The sequence below is a fragment of the Mucilaginibacter sp. CAU 1740 genome (assembly GCF_039839285.1).
Classification (GTDB): domain Bacteria; phylum Bacteroidota; class Bacteroidia; order Sphingobacteriales; family Sphingobacteriaceae; genus Mucilaginibacter.
Genome location: NZ_JBDOQS010000018.1, coordinates 58,561 through 75,495 on the forward strand (window position 1 = coordinate 58,561; position 16,935 = coordinate 75,495).

The following is a 16,935-nucleotide window of genomic DNA, read 5'->3' on the forward strand; positions in this document are numbered from 1 at the left end:
TTACTAATTAAAACCAAGGAAATGCAACCGTAAAAAAGCGCTTATTTAATTATGAATAAAATGCCATTTAGCATAATTAATTCCCATTAAAAATCATGATCCCCGGCAACACTTGTTTCAACAAGCTGGGTTAGCAACGCTTTCAAAACAGCCTCACGTGCCCACTGCTGCTCAACCGCCGAGGCATCATGTTTGTACCATTGTACCGGCGTATTGATCTCGATCCGGGCTTTGTAGGCGAAGTTTTTTGTTGGATGCAATTTTGTTCCTTCATAGCTGTTTAAGTTTTCTGTTTTAATAACGCGGGCAAAATCGCGGGTTCGGATATCCAATTGCAGGCATTCATCAATCGAGTTTTTAAAATCCTGCTTATCTTCCAACCAAAGGGTAAGCACCTCATCGGTAAGATCGTGCTCGGCTATTGTTATCCGGCTATAATCATAATCAACAGATATGATCATCCACCAAAGGTGGCTTTTTAGTTTTTGCGAAATTTTTATCATGGTATTTCTGTTTTGAATTGTTTATTTAATAAGGCATCTGCATTGTTACCTGTTAAAAGCAGGTATCCAGCCCGGCATATATTTTTGAATGGCCCGGATCTCATCTCTGTATTTATCGCAAGCCGCCTGGTAAGCCTTAAAGCGTAATACTGCTTCATTATCTTCTAAAACCTCGGCATTAATTTGCCCCGCTTCATTAATTGATTGTTGGCCAAGGGCCGAAAATGCGATGTACATGATATAAGGCTTATCGTTTATCTGTTAATATTATTTCTTTATTCTATGCCAACAATTCCTGTATTTTAAAAAGAGAAAATTCTTTATAATACTTATTGCAGATTTTGATTTTACAATAATTTAATCTACATTAGCAATCATCAATGAAACAAATATACAGAATAATCTTTATTTAAATCAAGAACAATCTTTAAAAACTTATTAACATGGAAGAAGGATCAAAACCCAATAAAATAAAAACCGTACGCCCGGAAACACTGGAGTTTATTATCCTATATACCCAATTAAAAGGAAAAGCATTTAGCGGCAACGCGCAACTTGCCGAAGTATTAGGATTCAATTCGGCCAGTTCTATTACCGAGATCATTAAGAGCCGCCAAAACATCGACCCAGAAAAACTCAGTATTTTTAAAGAAAAATACAAAGAATACATAACAGGCGAAAACAAAAAAGATATTTCTGAAAAAATCCCTGTAAAAAAACATCGCGAGGGGATCCCGATGTACGAAATTTCGGCAACTGCTTCGGGTGTTGAAGTTTATAACGATATTAATGATTCGCAGCCGGTTGGGCACATGAACTTTCCGGGCATTGAGGATTGCGATTTCGCTTTACCCGTTTGGGGCCATAGCATGTACCCTTATCTTGAAAATGGGTGCTGGGTTGCACTCAAGATTATTCACGACAAAAAGATACTGCCAGGCGAGGTATATTATATTGAATGGGGCGACTATCGAATGTACAAACGCCTATTGGCGGGCGATAACCCCGACGAGGTAATTGCCCACTCAGATAACACCACTGAAATGGTAGGCAACCGCTTAAAGTACGCTCCTTTCATCATTAAGGTAAATGATATCAAAAAGCTTTGCCTGGTTAAAGACATCCACAAAAAGCATAATCATTAAACTACCAACTACGCTATCATTAAAAGCAGGATTATGCCACATCCTGCTTTTTTATTACCCATAGGGCAAGTTTCTTTTTGCTATGATTAATATTTATTACAACATTTCTCAAAATCTACTGTTAATTACACAAAAAGGAGTGATTTTTTCACATATTGTAACAAGTTATTCATGAAGTTGTAACAATTCAACTCAAAATCAATTTCACTCCTAATAGTTGTAATAACAATCGTACCTTTATTTTTTGAAGGGAATAACAATTTAGCAATCGAAATTTGGTTGAATTTACCTGTAATTATTTAACCAAACCTTACTTGTAAACATAGTCACAAATGGAAAACGACGCCCTGCAATATGTTATTAATGAGTTAAGTGTAGGAAACTGGGCTCAGAACCTTGCGTTTTATACTTTAATATCGCTTTTAGGCTGGGTTATATCCGTACAGATAAAAACAAGTTCTCGCGAAAGCACAAAAAGACAGGCGGTATCTAAATAACTTTCCTTACTAAATTTCTTACAAACCACAAACTTTCATCAGTTAAACTTTATTTATTTTAGCGTATATTCACTTCATGCGCTATTATGATAATCCGCCTCGCTACAGTTAATGATATCCCGCAAATAATGGCTCTTATTACTGATGTAGTACCTGTAATGATAGCGGCGGGTAATTACCAATGGAACGAAAATTATCCTAACATAGCGGTTTTTACCGAAGATATTAAGCTTAACCAACTCTGGGTAGCCGAAATAGATAGTCAGATATCAGGTATATCTGCCATTACTACAGATCAGGACGATGAGTATGCTGATGCCGGGCTGGACATTGCCCAAACAGCTATTGTAACACACAGGCTTGCCGTAAATATTCACTACCAGGGCCTTGGCATTGCAGCCGCGCTTTTACAACAGGCCGAAACTGAAGCCATAAAAAGGGATATAAAAGTTTTACGGGTTGATACCAATACAGAAAATCAGGCCACCCAAAAATTATTTCCGAAATTGGGTTATACACTGGCAGGTGAGATCAGTTTAAAAAGAAAGCCAGGTTTACGGTTTTTATGTTATGAAAAAAGGCTTGCATAGTCTTTAATAATAAGCTTCAAAAAGGTTCAAAACTAAATCCAAAGCTTTATTTTCTCGTTTTAAGCAGTATTTTGTTGCCATAGCTACTATTTTTCTTAATAGTTATCAACAATAAACCATTTTATCAACACCCAGCTTCAGGTTTATTTCATATTGTATTATATTTATTTTAATTATAAACCGCCGGAAACCTCCCTTTCGGCATAATAAAGAGAAGAAGATGGATCCTGTTATGATGCTGGTAATTGTGGCTATTATTGCTGCCATACTTTTAGTTGAATTTAACAAACAACAAAACACCAAACACGCCGAAGGCAGCCACATATCTGCCGATGTGCAACAGCTATACCTGCTTAAAGCAGCCGAACATAAAATAGAGGTAATTGAAGATCTGCAAAAAAGCGGCAACACTATTAATAATACTATTCCAAATAACATTGAACAGGAACTGGCAAACCTTACCAAGGCCTTCGAAAAAGGGGATATTCCATTAAAAGAATTTAACCTTAAGCTTGATGGCTTGCTAAACAACCTGGGTAATACCTCGCTGGCACAGGCTTCTTAAACTACTGACAACATCAATTATCGGGCGGTACATTACTTTAAAAGTACCACATAACCAGATAAAGGTTTTTTACCGTCTTTCAGATCAATGGTATAATAATAAGTACCGGCCGGCAATACATACCCGTTAAACGAACCATTCCAGTTTTTGGCGTAACCTATCGAGTTAAAAATACCTGCTCCATACCGGTTATATACATTTACCTTGCAATTGGGGTAAGCCGCCAAGCCAGGAATACTCCAGGTATCATTAGCACCATCGCCATTAGGTGTGAAAGAGTTAGGCACAATCATTTGCTCAAGCACATTAACCTTAACACTGGCAGATACAGGGCAACCACCTATTGATGTTACAGTTAATGTATAAGTAGTAGTTTCGGTTGGCGATGCTATCGGATTTCTTATATCCGAACTATTTAACCCTACAGACGGCGACCAGTTATAGCTTGCTATATCACCTAACAAAGTTGGAGATAAAGTGATACTTGCTCCCTTTTTGATAGAAAGCTCGCCATTAAACGCTACTGTAGGCAACGCCAAAGTTTGAACAACAAATCCATCGCTTACTCCGGGGAGGGTACATTGAGCGGAGCTGCTTACCAAACATGTTAATACATCGCCACTTTTAAGGGTATTACTACTGTATTGGTAGCTATTTGAGCCTACATTTACCTGATTCAGTTGCCATTGATAAGTTAAACCGCTAACTGTATTAGGCGATACCTGCGCTGTAAATATCTGATCTATCCCCTCACAAACCGGATAAACAGACGGAGCGGAAATAGTAACTGCCACCGGAGTTTGAGGACTATATACCGGCGAAACAGGCAAAGAAGATACGGTTGGATGATTTGTACAATCGCTGGTATTGGTAAGCTTTACTGTTACCTTATCATCCACTGTTATTGTGGCAGGTGCTGTAAAAGTTGGGCCGGTTTTATTTTGGTCGATGTTATTGACAAACCAACGATAACCGGGGTTAATACCTTCGTTAACAGGCTTGGCTTTAAAACTAACAATTGGGCCGGGACATGCGTTTCCAACCTGCTCAACCGTTACTGATGGCGTTATTAAAGGTTTTACAACGCCGCTTACCGGCACGAAGAGATTGCTGGCCCCTGTGGATTGTAAAGTAACATTACCTGTAGGGTTCCCAATAGGCGCTGTCGCTGCCAAACGTACATAAACCGTAATTCCGTCACCGTCAGGCGGGAGCTGCAACTCGGCAAGTGGTATAACAAGGCTATTACTATAGCCGCTATTGGGAGATAATGACACTTCGAAATTTGTTGGAGCTGTTACTATTACATCATTGATAAGGTTAATTTCTGAAACAGAAAATTGTTGATAACCAACCGATGCCGAACCGACGCAAGCCGTAACGATGCCACTAACATCGCCCACTCCAATCTCTGGAGGTGCAACATCATTAACTTCGATGCTTAAAATAAATTTATCGCTTCCACCTGCGTTATAAGCAGTAATAGTATAATCTGTACGGGGCCATAACACGGTGGGGGTACCAGAAATGATGCCCGTACGCGGATCGAACGTTAAACCGGCCGGCAACGCTTTATCAATAGTATAACCGGTAGCGATAACCTGCTTAATAGCGTTTCTACCATATTCGGCCACATACAGGTTTCCATCCGGCCCCATTGTGATACCTTCCGGGCTACCAAAATAAACACCAGTACCAACCCCGCTATTTACACCATTAGGTCCACCACCCGCAATAGTTTTAACTTCTCCATCGGGCGAGATCCGGCGAATAGTTCCAAGGCCACTTTCGGTTACATATAAATTACCAGATGCATCTACGGTGATCCCTTGGGGCGATTGAAAGCCGGCCGATGTACCTATGCCGTCATTGCTGCTATATGTACCTTTTCCGGCTATGGTAGAAACGAAACCACTGGGCGTAATTTTACGGATCACAAAACCCGCCTGATCGGCTACATAAATATCCCCATCATTATCAACCGCTATGCCTGCAGGTTTATTAAATTCAGCAGCTCTTCCCTGCCCATCGGCGGTACCCGCAGTTGGCTGTCCGGCAATAGTATATACATAACCAACCGGTGAAATTTGACGAATGGCGTTATTTCCATCGGTTACATATAAATAATCATTTTTATCAATAGCGATCCCACTTGGGTTGATGATATTAGCCACGTTACCTGGCCCATCAGCCGTGCCACTTTGGTTGATACCGGCAAAAACTGTAATTATACCCGCAGGCGTAATTTTCAGGATATTGTGATTGCTATAATTAGCTACAAATAAATTACCGGCCCTATCTTTAACTACACCGCGCGGGTTGTTGAGCTTAGGCACATTAAACGGCGGCCCAGGCAAAGCATCAGTACCTATGGATGAAACTTGACCCGATGCGCTGATCATGCGGATGCCTCCCCCACTTTCGGCTATATATGTGTTCCCGCCGGCATCAATGCTTATGCCATAAGGCAACTTGAACTGCGCAGTAGATGCATCACCATTTACACTGCCAAACTGACCGGTACCGGCAATAACCTTAGTTTCGCCATAAATAGTAGCAGGCACAGCGCCACCGGTATTAGTCGGACTTAAAGGGGGAATAGCAATATTTTTAACGTAGGTATTGGGGGTGATATAAGTGATATCGGGCTTGGTAACTGCGGCAAAAGGAAACGAGGGACCAAAATTGCATGTTATTACTTTTATTGGGTGAGATACTTTTTTAAAGTCCCTGTTTTTAAACAACAGGCTGCCACCCTTTACCCCATCCGCAACAACGGGTCTGCCCGCGTTAAACACAGACATATTCGGCACCCGACCAAACGCAGCCACAGCGAAAAGCCAAAGTACTAATACCATGAGTACCGGTTTTAGTAATGAGCGCATAGGTTTAATTTTTATGCAAACTCAATTCACAGATCTGGCGATACGGGGTACGCGAATATCAAAGATCATTAAATTGGAGTAAGGTTGTGGTAACTTATTTAATTTCAGCAGGCTATCAAAAATTAATAAACATGCTAAATTAACTTCTTTTTTCAGCATTTTATAATCAAACCATATATTTTACATGACTTTAATTATATCGCCTTAAAACAAAAAAGCCGGACGATGCCGGCTAATATGTTCAAAAAAGAATAAGTCTTTTACTATTAGTTGCGCCTGAAGCCGCCTTTCGAGCCACCGCCATTATTAAAGCCTGGGCCTTTATCTTCAGCTACGTTAACAGTGATCCTGCGACCATAGTAACTTGCTCCGTTCATGCAACGGATTGCTTCTTTAGCTTCGTCTTCATTAACCATCTCCACAAAACCAAAACCCTTACTCTCTTTTGTTTCGCGATCTTTAATGATCCTGAGCGATTTAACAGGCCCAAAGTCACCAAAAACAGCTGTTAATTCGGCCTCATCTACTTCTAAAGGAAGACCTGCAATAAATACTTTCATCAATATTTTTAAAATTTATGCAAAGGTACAAAAAAAGAGGCAGATTAGCATTGAATCGAGATGTAATTGCTTGCAGATAATGGCTTTTTTACCATAATATTACGCAGAAACTACAGATTGGTGATAACGCAGCAGCGAAACAATTTACTATTTGAGTTGAAGTTCAAAACTACCCTCTACCCGGTAAAATGGAGAATCGGACTTATCATCCTTAGCTAAAAATGTAAAAAAAGTACCTTTAGCTATCATACTATCATGATTATAGTCGGCCATATCAATTTTACCAAAATCCTGCTGACTGGCATACTTAGTTAGCGTGTATTGCAGCAGGGGCTTTTTATCATCAATTTTAAATAAAAACTGGCTTCCGGCAACATCGCTGGTTGTTTTAACCGTTGCCAAACCTGATGAGCTTATCCCAAAACTCATGTTATGAGCTTTATTTATTGCAGTGATACCAAAGTACTTGCTATCACCATCATGTACGTTAATAAAAGCTATCGAATCTTTAACTGCATCAAATGTATAAGTCGAATCTTCTATGGTTACTTTTAATGTTCCCTTACCAGCCAGAAAATTACCAGGAGTGTTAATGATGTTTACTGCTGATACGCTATCCTTACTTGCGGTAGTTTTAGCCTCGTCTATATCCTTTACTTCCGAGTCTTTTTGACATGAAGACACAGCCACCGAAACGGATAACATCAGTAAAAAAAACCACTTGGTAAAGCTGTTACGGATCATAGGCTTATTGGTGCTTAAACATACAATAAATTATTACAAATTTCAGCAAATATGTTGATCAAAATAAATGTTTAACTTTTTTTAACCTTCACCTTACAAACAGCAATTTTCATGCTATAACACTTACATTCAAGCATAAAAATAACACTTTTACAAAAAATGTAAAAAATACATTTACACAGGTCGTTTTCCTGGCAAAATTTCCGAAAAATATATAAAATTAAAAATCAGGATTGGGCAGTTAACCGCTTATAAGCCAAATAGTCAGAGACACTATTAAAACACTTCGCCCACATTAATGAACAAGCCTTTTGACCCCTGCCTGCCAAAACCGTAATCAATAGCGATATTGGTTTTTGATACCTTGTTTAGTTTTACCCTTAAACCTGGACCAAAGCCTGGCTGTATCCCTTGCAAGGCGGTACCGGGGGCTGCCGAAAATGATTCGGCATTAACAAAAACCACTCCGCCAAGTAAACCGTTGCGGGTTAATTTAAAACGATATTCGCTTTCGAGATAAACCATTTGTGCCCCGCGAAAACGCCCCTGAATATACCCCCTTCCGGTAGTAAAACTTGGATCGTGACCGGTAGCTGGCAAATCGAGATATGCAGGCCTGCCATGAATAACCAACCAGTTGTACGACCAAAAGGCCAATACGTTATCAGAATGTTCCGGAAACCTGAAATACTTGCGCACATCAATAATTAACGAGCGCCAAGCCGTGGTACTGCCTAAAAAAGTAAAGTTATCACGATATTGCAGCGAACTATAAAATCCTTTTGAAGCATTGATAGGGTTATCCCTGCTATCGTACAGCGTACTGAAAGTAAATCCGGTAGAGATGGATTTATCAACAGGCCCGTATCGCTCATAGTCTGATACCTGGCCATTTAGCTGGCCTTTTTCGTACATGTTCCACCTGTCGTCAAAAATATAACCCAGCCCGGCGTAAAAATTGCCGGTTATGTTACGGAGTACTGTTTCATGGAAACGGAAAAAACTATAAACCAACGGATTTTCGTTTCCAATACTCGAATTACTGCCCAAACCAAAACTACTTTGCGGGTATTTGTAAAACCTGAAATCGCCAATAAAATTATACTTATCGTTTTTTGACCAGATGTTGGATTGTATGGGGACGATCACCTGCTTATTTTGTGTATAAGCCGGATTCACAGTAATGGTAGAGATACGGGTATTAGGCGCCATCCTAAAGATCACGTTGCCCGATACTGTACCAGCCAACCCCGTTTGCAAAGTATAACCAACCGCTGGTATTATGGAGATCACCGGTTTTGAAGTTACAGAATCAACCTTGCCAAGCTTTTTACTTTCGTGAAAAACCGAGCCAATAACATCAAAAAGATCTTTCTCAAAAGTGGTATCGGGATGGGTAACCAGTACGGTATCTTTATATTTAGTGTGCCCTATGGGGATATATCGCTTATCCTGGGCACGAGCGCCGAGGGCAACCAACAGGCCTGCGAAGATTAAAACAATTAATTTATTAACACCCATTTATAATTACTTTTTGCAGGGGAGATCAAAGGTTTGCCGCTGCAATTATAAAATAATTATTGAAGTTATTTGTTTTAGTGTTTTTATTGCGCCTTAAGTCGCGGATCAAAAGTAAACTTACTTACACTACCTATGGTGATCTTTTCGTAATCGGGATGAACCGGGTTAAACAGGTAATTATATTCAAGATCAATAATTGCTGATGGTACTTTTAGTACAGCGGTTTCCATTTTACGCAACCAGGTATCGCCCAGCATTTGGGTTACCGGATAGTTAATTACCTTGTGCCAATCGGCATTAAGCTTTTGGAGTTTATCAATACCGATCTCAAAAACCGGCAAATCATCAGGCACATTAAATATGATAACCGAAAAATCGCCGGTGTACAAAGAAGTACCGGGCGTGTGAACCAATTTTTCCAAACATGATAAAGCCAGCGAACCGCCGGTATATACCATATACTGCCCTAACGAGTTCCAGCGGCCATCAATACCGGGGCCCTTCCTATCGTAGGCATACTTTGTTTGGCTTATTCGATAAACGTTCAAAAGATAGATGGATAGATTTATAAAAAGGATTACTGATTTAATCTAAATCAATAATTCACTAATTCGATAACTCACTAATTAATTTACGCAAGCACCCCGTAGTCAATACGGATAAGCTGGCTGATAACAATACTGATGCCGGTAATAGTATCGAGCAAATCATAAGGTACAGCATCAATGCCGGGGTTGTAATGCTTTAACCAGCTTTTAAACTCATCGTGCGAACCAAAGGTATCAAGCCCTTTATCAAAAAGTTCAAAAAGTTGGATAATGTGCTCACTAAGGCCCTGGTTTAAATCATGAGGGCTTTGCAAATGTTTACGCAAAGTTGGCTCAGTAATATGCAGCCATTTAGCTATATCACCTTGAGTAGCGCCTGTTACTTTTAACAGATCGGTGATAGAGTTTGAGCCTAAACCATTTTTAATAGCGCCCAATTTTGCCAAAGGCGATTTAAAATAGGTTTCATAAGGCACCAACAGATCATTAAAAACCTGCATTGGCGCATCTGTAAATACATATGGCTTTGGCTCGGCCTGCCCTGCTCTTAGTTGGGGGCCTGCATTACGGCTTTTGATTGCTTTACTCATATACAAATGTAAATATTTTCTATTTAAATAGAAAATATTTACATTTTGTTTTTGTCATTTCTTCCAATAATTACCTCAGGCTTATTTATAAGCTTTAAAATTTACCTGAAGCTATTTTGCCAAAAAAATTAGCATATGTAAAATAATTATCTTATCTTTGATCATTCCTTTATGCCGTTCGGCATTTTAAACATAATGAAACCAAATATCTTATCATGTAATGAAGCCGTTCAGGTTGATCGGCTCGTTAAAAAGTATTTTGTCCACATCCAGGGCGAATATCACATCGAACAAAAAACTGTAAAAACCGGAAAAGACCATGTAGAAACCATCGAACAAAAAGTTTGGGACCGCCCGCCAGAGCCGGTTACTATATCCGGTCTTGCTTTGGCGCTGGGCTTTAACAGCAGGCAACAATTTGAACAATACCTGCATAACGGGCAATTTGCTGATGTTGTGAAACAAGCCATGCTGCGTGTTGAAGCGGGTTATGAGGCAAATCTGCATCAAAACACAACAGGTGCCATGTTTGCCTTAAAAAGCATGGGTTGGAAAGAGAAGCCCGAACCGTCGCCAGCCGGCACCGAAACAGACAACGTATTGAAGGTAATGGTAGAGAATAGAGGCCCCGAACCCGCAGGCAACGAAAAAGATGTGACTTTATAGGTATATCCCCTATCGCTTAACCCTCGCTCATTAACACTAAACCTATGACCAATGAAACACCCATAACAGATGAACTATTTATAACATCCGCGGGCCTTACAGGCTCAATACTCTTCAGGCAAAATTATTTTTCGGAAGCGCATATCGTAGTAAATCAGGGCGGCACCAGCAGCGGCAAAACCTTCGCCATTGAGCAAGTACTATTTTGCCTCGCTGCCGAAAACCCTAAGCATATAGTTACCATAGTTGGGCAGGATATCCCAAACCTTAAAGCCGGTGCCCTGCGCGATGCCCTTACTATTTACAACAGCTCGGCAATATTACAAAGCAAGATCAAAAGCTATAATAAAACCGATAGGGTTTTCGAGTTTAAAAACGGTAGTAGTTGCTATCCTACAACAGGATGTAGCTAAACTTAAAGAGAAAAAAGGGATCTAAGTATCTGAAGATAAAGAGGTGTGGTGCCCAGAACGAGATTCGAACTCGTACATCCTTACGAATGCCACCCCCTCAAGATGGTGCGTCTACCAATTTCGCCACCTGGGCTTTTTAAAAGTGTTAGCCTTAAGTGTTCCTTAAGACTAACAACTTTGATTCCGGCGTGCCCGAAGAGAGACTCGAACTCTCAAGAGACAATTCTCAACGGCTTCTGAGACCGCAACGTTTACCAATTTCGCCATCCGGGCTTATCGTTTTATTAACAAGCGTGCAAATATAATCGTTTCCTTCAAAAAGCAAACTCAATAAATTAAAAAATCGGCGCTAAGTTGATTGTCGGCTTTGTAAACTATAACTTAGGCCTTGTAACTTACTTTATATCAAAGCCAATGAAAAAGGTCTTCTCTTTCAGTTTTAGCGTTTTTATTTTTTTGCTTTCGTTTTCAAGCACTTTAAATGCACAAACCATAACTATTTTACAGCAAGATAAGCCAACCAGTATTCGCGGCTTATCAGTTGTTGATGATAAAACAGCATGGATCAGCGGCAGCAAAGGACACATTGCCAAAACAAATGATGGTGGTAAAACCTGGGATTGGCAACAAATAAAAGGTTATGAAAAATCAGATTTTAGGGATATTGAGGCATTTAACGATAAAGAAGCTGTGATCATGAGTTCAGGCACGCCAGCCTACATACTTAAAACAACAGATGGCGGCAAAACCTGGCAGGAAAAATATCAAAAAACCGACACCACTTACTTTTTAGATGCTATGGACTTTGCCGACCACCTGCATGGTTACATTTTAGGCGATCCGATCAATAACAAATTTCTGCTACTTGAAACCAAAGATGGTGGCGAAACATGGGCAGAATCAGTAAATCCACCTGAAGCATTACCGGGCGAAGCATCGTTTGCTGCAAGCGGTACCTGCCTTCGTGTTCAAAAAGATGAGGGCATTTATATCGCTTCAGGAGGCAAAAGCAGTCGGCTTATCAGCCAGCAACCAGGAGCAAACCAATGGCAGTACTTAAATTTACCTGTTACACAAGGCAAAAGCAGCGAAGGCGCATTTTCTGTATCAATTACGCAAAACAAAAGCATTATTGTTGGCGGAGACTACGCGAACGATAAAAAAGTAGATTCAGTTGCCCTTATCCAAGCTTCAGCAAATAAGCCCGATTTCAAACTGGCAAAAAACGGTCCGCAGGGCTTTCAATCTTCTGTAGAGCACTTAGGAGGCAATACTTTTCTCTCAACCGGAACACCGGGTAGCAATATTACAACCGATGGCGGCACTACATGGAGGCAAATAGATACCACAAGTTTTAATGTTTGCATAAAAGCTAAACACGGAAAACTGGTTTTACTTGCCGGCAACGGAGGTAAAATAGCGATATTTAAAATGTAGTTTATTGTAAATTAATAGCTTAAAAAAAGCTTTACATTAATTTAAAAAATAGCTTGCAGGTAATTACAAAGAACCCTATATTTGCACCACTTTAAACGGAAACGGTAATCGAAACCAAGAAGTTTAAAGAATGATTCCGTAGCTCAGCCGGTAGAGCATAACACTTTTAATGTTGGGGTCCTGGGTTCGAATCCCAGCGGGATCACAAAACCCTTAAAAAGGTTTTATTTTACAACATTAGCTGCCCTTTAACAGCTTCGCCAAAAGCGAGAATTTAAAGAATGATTCCGTAGCTCAGCTGGTAGAGCATTACACTTTTAATGTAGTGGTCCTGGGTTCGAATCCCAGCGGGATCACCTCCAAAAACAAAAAGCAAATCAGAAATGGTTTGCTTTTTGTTTTATAGCAATTTGCTAAATTTTCAACCAGCGCAATCAGATCAACATCGTACAAAACAACAAAAGCGCCGCCAGAGATAGGTTATATCCCCGGCAACGCTTCAGTAAGTGATTCTATTTAAAAACTTACGCTACATCAAACCTATCCAGGTTCATCACCTTGGTCCAGGCTTTCACAAAATCCTTTACAAATTTTGTTTGCGCATCGGCGCTACCATAAACTTCGGCAATAGCCCTTAATTCGGAGTTTGATCCAAATACCAGGTCTGCTCGCGAAGCTGTCCATTTTACTTCACCGGTAGCACGGCTTGAGCCTTCGTATAACTCTTTATCTTCAGATATGGCTTTCCAGGCGGTGCCCATATCAAGCAGGTTTACAAAGAAATCGTTGGTGAGTACACCGGGGCGTGATGTAAATACCCCATCGGCAGAACCATCGAAGTTTGCATTTAAGGCACGCAACCCTCCTACCAGTACAGTTAGTTCAGGCCCTGTTAAGGTAAGTAGCTGCGCTTTATCAATCAGCAATTCTTCGGTAGATACAGAAGATTTAAACTTACGGTAATTACGGAAACCATCGGCCTGCGGCTCAAGGAACCCAACTGATTCTACATCTGTTTTCTCCTGTGAAGCATCTGTACGGCCGGCAGCGAATGGTACGCTAATATCCTGTCCGGCATCTTTTGCTGCTTTCTCAACCGCGGCACTACCTGCCAAAACGATCAGGTCGGCAATAGAGATTTTCTTACCATCTTGTTGCGCTCCGTTGAAATCATTCTGGATACCTTCCAGCACGCCAAGTACTTTTTGCAATTGCGATGGATTATTTACCTTCCAGTAACGTTGAGGGGCAAGGCGGATGCGTGCACCATTAGCACCACCACGTTTATCCGAACCGCGGAAAGTAGAAGCTGAAGCCCAGGCAGTAGAAACAAGTTCTGAAACGCTTAAGCTCGATCCTAATATTTTTCCTTTTAAAGCTGCGATATCGCTTTCATCAACCAGTTTATGATCAACCGCTGGGATTGGATCTTGCCACAACAGTTCTTCGGCCGGAACATCGGCACCAAGATAAAGAACACGAGGACCAAGGTCGCGGTGGGTTAATTTGAACCAGGCCCTTGCAAAAGCATCAGCAAACTCATCGGCGTTTTCCAGAAAACGGCGTGATATTTTTTCATATACCGGATCAAACCTTAATGAAAGATCGGTAGTAAGCATAGTTGGCGCATGTTTTTTTGAAGCGTCGTAAGCATCTGGAATAATATCGCCCGCGTTTTTAGCCACCCATTGATGTGCGCCGGCAGGGCTTTTAGTCAGTTCCCATTCAAAAGCAAAAAGGTTTTCGAAAAAGTTGTTGCTCCATTGGGTTGGGGTTGTGGTCCAGGTTACTTCCAGGCCGCTGGTAATGGTATCAGCACCTTTACCGCTTCCAAAACTGTTTTTCCAGCCGAGACCTTGCAGTTCCAAATCAACTGCTTCCGGTTCTTTACCTACATTAGTAGCTGGCGCAGCACCATGGGTTTTACCAAAGCTATGTCCGCCTGCAATTAAGGCAACGGTTTCTTCATCATTCATTGCCATGCGGGCAAAAGTATCACGGATATCTTTAGCTGCCGCGATTGGATCAGGGTTGCCATCCGGACCTTCAGGATTTACATAGATCAGGCCCATTTGCACCGCCGCAAGTGGTTTTTCCAAATTACGCGAGTGAATATCTCCATCCGCATCATCGTCAGACACCAACACACCATGATTTTCTTTTACACCGGGCGAACCGTGTGCGTAACGTAAGTCACCACCTAACCAGGTTCTTTCATTTCCCCAATACACATCCTCCTGCGGCTCCCAAACATCGGCACGGCCACCGGCAAAACCAAATGTTTTAAAACCCATCGATTCAAGAGCCACATTACCGGTAAGGATCAGCAGATCGGCCCATGAAATTTTATTACCATATTTTTGTTTGATAGGCCAAAGTAAGCGACGAGCTTTATCCAAACTTACGTTATCCGGCCAGCTGTTAAGCGGCGCAAAACGCTGCTGACCGGCTCCTGCCCCACCCCTGCCATCAGTAACACGGTAAGTACCGGCACTATGCCATGCCATACGCACAAACAGCGGACCGTAATGGCCAAAATCAGCCGGCCACCAATCTTGCGAGTCGGTCATCAACGCATGAAGATCTGTTTTTACAGCCTCAAGGTCAAGCGATTTAAAAGCCTCAGCATAGTTAAAACCTTCGTCCATTGGGTCGGACAGTGATGAGTGCTGGCGCAAGATATTCAGTTTTAACTGATTTGGCCACCAATCACGGTTGCGGGTTCCGCCGCCGCCGGTATTATGCTTTAACGTGCCATTGTGAAACGGGCATTTGCTGATGTCGTTTGATTCGTTTTCCATGTTTTTTATAAGTTTTGGTATTGGATTATTACAGGTATTCTGCCTGATTTTTTATAAAATTAGGAGATAGGAAGTTATAATCACAATCGATTAATTCTATAATTCTATAGCCAAAACCTATTACAGCGCGGTCAATTCATCAATTCGAACACGCCACTTTTACAGATTATTCAAACCCTATAAGGAATTACCGAAATATTTTCATCGATACTTACGATCTGTTAAAAAGATGATATTTTCAACAAATAAAGGATGAGAAAAATCTTTAATTTAAAACGAATAACGAGACATAAAAATCATCATAATTTAACATAAAAAAGCCCAACGCCGGGGATATGCTTACGGTGTTGGGCAAAAATCCATAAGGTATTACTTATAATACAGCTACCGGCTCTTTCTCTTTTCTATTCAATATGGCTTGCAGCAATACAGATATCATAACCAGCGCCAAGCCTCCGTAAAAGGAAATGTTTAGCTGTCTCGATTCATGAAACAACACAATAGCAATCACAATACTGTAAACCGGCTCAAGATTAAAGGTAAGGTTAACGGAAAAAGCAGATAGTTTTTTCAGCGTCTCGGCTACTAAAATGTAAAGGGCTACGGTGCAAAACAGAGATAACAATATTAGGTAAACCAGATCAGTTGAACCAGGAACAATAGTTTTTACCGGGAAGAAATAAAGAAACACCGGCAACATAACCGTTAAACCTATACTACCCGAAAACATCTGGTACATATTAATAACTGCTACATCGTACTTTTTAACCAATCGCTCGTTTACAAGAGTATATGAAGATGCGAGAAACGATGATATCACTCCTAATAAAATCCCCGTACGGAACGAGGTATCAAAATGAAATATTAAACCAACACCCGCAAGGGTAACAGCGCTTAAAAAAAGTTCGGTCCAGTTAAAAGGCCGCTTATTGAATATTGGTCCGGTTAGGGCGGTAAAGAAACTTGTTAAGCAATAACAAACTACCCCTACAGATACATTTGAGTATTTGATACTGGCATAAAAAAACACCCAGTGAAACCCTATCAATAAACCCGCTTTAGCCATAGCCCATACATCGGCTATTGGATACCTGAAGTTTGTTCTTTTAACCAGTACATATATTAACAGGAACAGAAAGGAAAACCCGGTACGGTACCAGGTAAGTAAATATTCGTTTAATGAGATCAACCTGCCGAAAACACCGGTAAAGCCGGCCAACAAAACTGCAATATGTAGTATAATGAATGTCTTTTTCATTTTTGCTAATGCTATAAAGAGTGGTATGCATGCGTGCATCCCATCAGTAAAAATTAATATTTATTAGGAAACCTGATAGAAGAACCGTAGTTGAAATACGGTGGCGGAGCTTATGAGTAAAAAGCTGGTGGCGAATCGTTAAAAAAGGATTCGGACGCAAGAAAAGCCTGCTTAACGGGAATAGGGTATCCCCAGGTGCTATGTTTTAAACT

16 protein-coding genes and 4 tRNA genes are annotated in these 16,935 nt (G+C 40.7%); 8 read left to right on the forward strand and 12 right to left on the reverse strand.

Annotated elements, in window-relative coordinates; translation table 11 throughout:
- Positions 1 to 86 precede the first annotated feature (86 nt).
- Together AAFN85_RS29220 and AAFN85_RS29225 are read right to left on the reverse strand one after the other, a co-directional pair.
- Positions 87 to 503 carry a hypothetical protein gene (locus AAFN85_RS29220; RefSeq protein ID WP_347531512.1) on the reverse strand — a complete coding sequence of 139 codons (417 nt, stop codon included), beginning with the start codon at positions 501 to 503 and terminating at the stop codon, positions 87 to 89.
- A gap of 45 nt (positions 504 to 548) precedes the next feature.
- Positions 549 to 740, reverse strand: coding sequence for a hypothetical protein (locus tag AAFN85_RS29225; RefSeq protein ID WP_347531513.1), 192 nt, complete (start codon positions 738 to 740; stop codon positions 549 to 551).
- Between the two features lie 206 nt (positions 741 to 946).
- On the opposite strand from AAFN85_RS29225, the gene AAFN85_RS29230 reads away from it, so the two are divergent.
- From AAFN85_RS29230 to AAFN85_RS29240, 3 genes are all read left to right on the forward strand, one after another.
- Positions 947 to 1,648, forward strand: a complete 702-nt coding sequence (locus AAFN85_RS29230) for a S24 family peptidase (protein ID WP_347531514.1) — start codon at positions 947 to 949, stop codon at positions 1,646 to 1,648.
- Positions 1,649 to 2,231: 583 nt separating this feature from the next.
- A complete protein-coding gene (locus AAFN85_RS29235) occupies positions 2,232 to 2,735 on the forward strand; it encodes a GNAT family N-acetyltransferase (RefSeq protein ID WP_347531515.1) in 504 nt (167 codons plus the stop codon).
- 220 nt (positions 2,736 to 2,955) lie between these two features.
- The gene (locus tag AAFN85_RS29240) at positions 2,956 to 3,300 is read left to right on the forward strand and encodes a hypothetical protein (protein WP_347531516.1); all 345 of its coding nucleotides are present in this window, start codon (positions 2,956 to 2,958) and stop codon (positions 3,298 to 3,300) included.
- Between the two features lie 32 nt (positions 3,301 to 3,332).
- On the opposite strand, the gene AAFN85_RS29245 is transcribed toward AAFN85_RS29240, so the two are convergent.
- The 6 genes from AAFN85_RS29245 to AAFN85_RS29270 form a co-directional block, all read right to left on the reverse strand.
- Positions 3,333 to 6,185, reverse strand: a complete 2,853-nt coding sequence (locus tag AAFN85_RS29245) for a gliding motility-associated C-terminal domain-containing protein (protein ID WP_347531517.1) — start codon at positions 6,183 to 6,185, stop codon at positions 3,333 to 3,335.
- A gap of 266 nt (positions 6,186 to 6,451) precedes the next feature.
- A complete protein-coding gene (locus AAFN85_RS29250; protein ID WP_347531518.1) occupies positions 6,452 to 6,745 on the reverse strand; it encodes an RNA-binding protein in 294 nt (97 codons plus the stop codon).
- A 147-nt stretch (positions 6,746 to 6,892) separates the two neighbouring features.
- Positions 6,893 to 7,489 (reverse strand): hypothetical protein, encoded by a 597-nt coding sequence (locus AAFN85_RS29255; RefSeq protein WP_347531519.1) that lies wholly within the window; start codon positions 7,487 to 7,489, stop codon positions 6,893 to 6,895.
- A 276-nt stretch (positions 7,490 to 7,765) separates the two neighbouring features.
- Positions 7,766 to 9,010: a hypothetical protein gene (locus AAFN85_RS29260; protein ID WP_347531520.1), complete on the reverse strand. Its 1,245-nt coding sequence runs from the start codon at positions 9,008 to 9,010 to the stop codon at positions 7,766 to 7,768.
- An 83-nt stretch (positions 9,011 to 9,093) separates the two neighbouring features.
- Positions 9,094 to 9,558 (reverse strand): RES family NAD+ phosphorylase, encoded by a 465-nt coding sequence (locus AAFN85_RS29265; RefSeq protein WP_347531521.1) that lies wholly within the window; start codon positions 9,556 to 9,558, stop codon positions 9,094 to 9,096.
- Between the two features lie 83 nt (positions 9,559 to 9,641).
- On the reverse strand, positions 9,642 to 10,148 hold the full coding sequence (locus AAFN85_RS29270; protein ID WP_347531522.1) for an antitoxin Xre/MbcA/ParS toxin-binding domain-containing protein: 507 nt from the start codon (positions 10,146 to 10,148) through the stop codon (positions 9,642 to 9,644).
- A gap of 195 nt (positions 10,149 to 10,343) precedes the next feature.
- On the opposite strand from AAFN85_RS29270, the gene AAFN85_RS29275 reads away from it, so the two are divergent.
- The gene (locus AAFN85_RS29275) at positions 10,344 to 10,814 is read left to right on the forward strand and encodes a terminase small subunit (RefSeq protein ID WP_347531523.1); all 471 of its coding nucleotides are present in this window, start codon (positions 10,344 to 10,346) and stop codon (positions 10,812 to 10,814) included.
- A gap of 44 nt (positions 10,815 to 10,858) precedes the next feature.
- Complete coding sequence (locus AAFN85_RS29280; RefSeq protein WP_347531524.1) at positions 10,859 to 11,227, forward strand: hypothetical protein; 369 nt, start codon at positions 10,859 to 10,861, stop codon at positions 11,225 to 11,227.
- A gap of 46 nt (positions 11,228 to 11,273) precedes the next feature.
- Here the strand turns inward: AAFN85_RS29280 and AAFN85_RS29285 are convergent.
- A tRNA-Leu gene (locus tag AAFN85_RS29285) sits at positions 11,274 to 11,360 on the reverse strand.
- 56 nt (positions 11,361 to 11,416) lie between these two features.
- Positions 11,417 to 11,500, reverse strand: a tRNA-Leu gene (locus AAFN85_RS29290).
- Positions 11,501 to 11,641: 141 nt separating this feature from the next.
- Between AAFN85_RS29290 and AAFN85_RS29295 the strand changes: the two genes are divergently transcribed.
- The 3 genes from AAFN85_RS29295 to AAFN85_RS29305 all read left to right on the forward strand — a co-directional run bounded on the left by AAFN85_RS29295 (position 11,642) and on the right by AAFN85_RS29305 (position 13,020).
- Positions 11,642 to 12,664, forward strand: a complete 1,023-nt coding sequence (locus AAFN85_RS29295; RefSeq protein WP_347531525.1) for a YCF48-related protein — start codon at positions 11,642 to 11,644, stop codon at positions 12,662 to 12,664.
- A gap of 132 nt (positions 12,665 to 12,796) precedes the next feature.
- Positions 12,797 to 12,869, forward strand: a tRNA-Lys gene (locus AAFN85_RS29300).
- A 78-nt stretch (positions 12,870 to 12,947) separates the two neighbouring features.
- Positions 12,948 to 13,020: transfer RNA gene (locus tag AAFN85_RS29305), tRNA-Lys, on the forward strand.
- Between the two features lie 168 nt (positions 13,021 to 13,188).
- Here AAFN85_RS29305 and katG read toward each other — a convergent pair.
- Complete coding sequence (gene katG, locus AAFN85_RS29310) at positions 13,189 to 15,465, reverse strand: catalase/peroxidase HPI (protein WP_347531526.1); 2,277 nt, start codon at positions 15,463 to 15,465, stop codon at positions 13,189 to 13,191.
- A gap of 373 nt (positions 15,466 to 15,838) precedes the next feature.
- Entirely contained in the window at positions 15,839 to 16,723 is an 885-nt protein-coding gene (locus AAFN85_RS29315; protein WP_347531527.1) for a DMT family transporter, read from the reverse strand.
- Positions 16,724 to 16,935: the final 212 nt, after the last annotated feature.

Bases quoted from the DNA above. Each gene is read 5' to 3' on its own strand.
- AAFN85_RS29250 (WP_347531518.1), bottom strand. From the start codon at position 6,745: ATGAAAGTATTTATTGCAGGTCTTCCTTTAGAAGTAGATGAGGCCGAA.
- AAFN85_RS29230 (WP_347531514.1), top strand. From the start codon at position 947: ATGGAAGAAGGATCAAAACCCAATAAAATAAAAACCGTACGCCCGGAA.
- AAFN85_RS29270 (WP_347531522.1), bottom strand. From the start codon at position 10,148: ATGAGTAAAGCAATCAAAAGCCGTAATGCAGGCCCCCAACTAAGAGCA.
- AAFN85_RS29315 (WP_347531527.1), bottom strand. From the start codon at position 16,723: ATGAAAAAGACATTCATTATACTACATATTGCAGTTTTGTTGGCCGGC.
- AAFN85_RS29220 (WP_347531512.1), bottom strand. From the start codon at position 503: ATGATAAAAATTTCGCAAAAACTAAAAAGCCACCTTTGGTGGATGATC.
- AAFN85_RS29255 (WP_347531519.1), bottom strand. From the start codon at position 7,489: ATGATCCGTAACAGCTTTACCAAGTGGTTTTTTTTACTGATGTTATCC.
- katG (WP_347531526.1), bottom strand. From the start codon at position 15,465: ATGGAAAACGAATCAAACGACATCAGCAAATGCCCGTTTCACAATGGC.
- AAFN85_RS29235 (WP_347531515.1), top strand. From the start codon at position 2,232: ATGATAATCCGCCTCGCTACAGTTAATGATATCCCGCAAATAATGGCT.
- AAFN85_RS29275 (WP_347531523.1), top strand. From the start codon at position 10,344: ATGAAACCAAATATCTTATCATGTAATGAAGCCGTTCAGGTTGATCGG.
- AAFN85_RS29295 (WP_347531525.1), top strand. From the start codon at position 11,642: ATGAAAAAGGTCTTCTCTTTCAGTTTTAGCGTTTTTATTTTTTTGCTT.
- AAFN85_RS29280 (WP_347531524.1), top strand. From the start codon at position 10,859: ATGACCAATGAAACACCCATAACAGATGAACTATTTATAACATCCGCG.
- AAFN85_RS29240 (WP_347531516.1), top strand. From the start codon at position 2,956: ATGGATCCTGTTATGATGCTGGTAATTGTGGCTATTATTGCTGCCATA.
- AAFN85_RS29260 (WP_347531520.1), bottom strand. From the start codon at position 9,010: ATGGGTGTTAATAAATTAATTGTTTTAATCTTCGCAGGCCTGTTGGTT.
- AAFN85_RS29245 (WP_347531517.1), bottom strand. From the start codon at position 6,185: ATGCGCTCATTACTAAAACCGGTACTCATGGTATTAGTACTTTGGCTT.
- AAFN85_RS29225 (WP_347531513.1), bottom strand. From the start codon at position 740: ATGTACATCGCATTTTCGGCCCTTGGCCAACAATCAATTAATGAAGCG.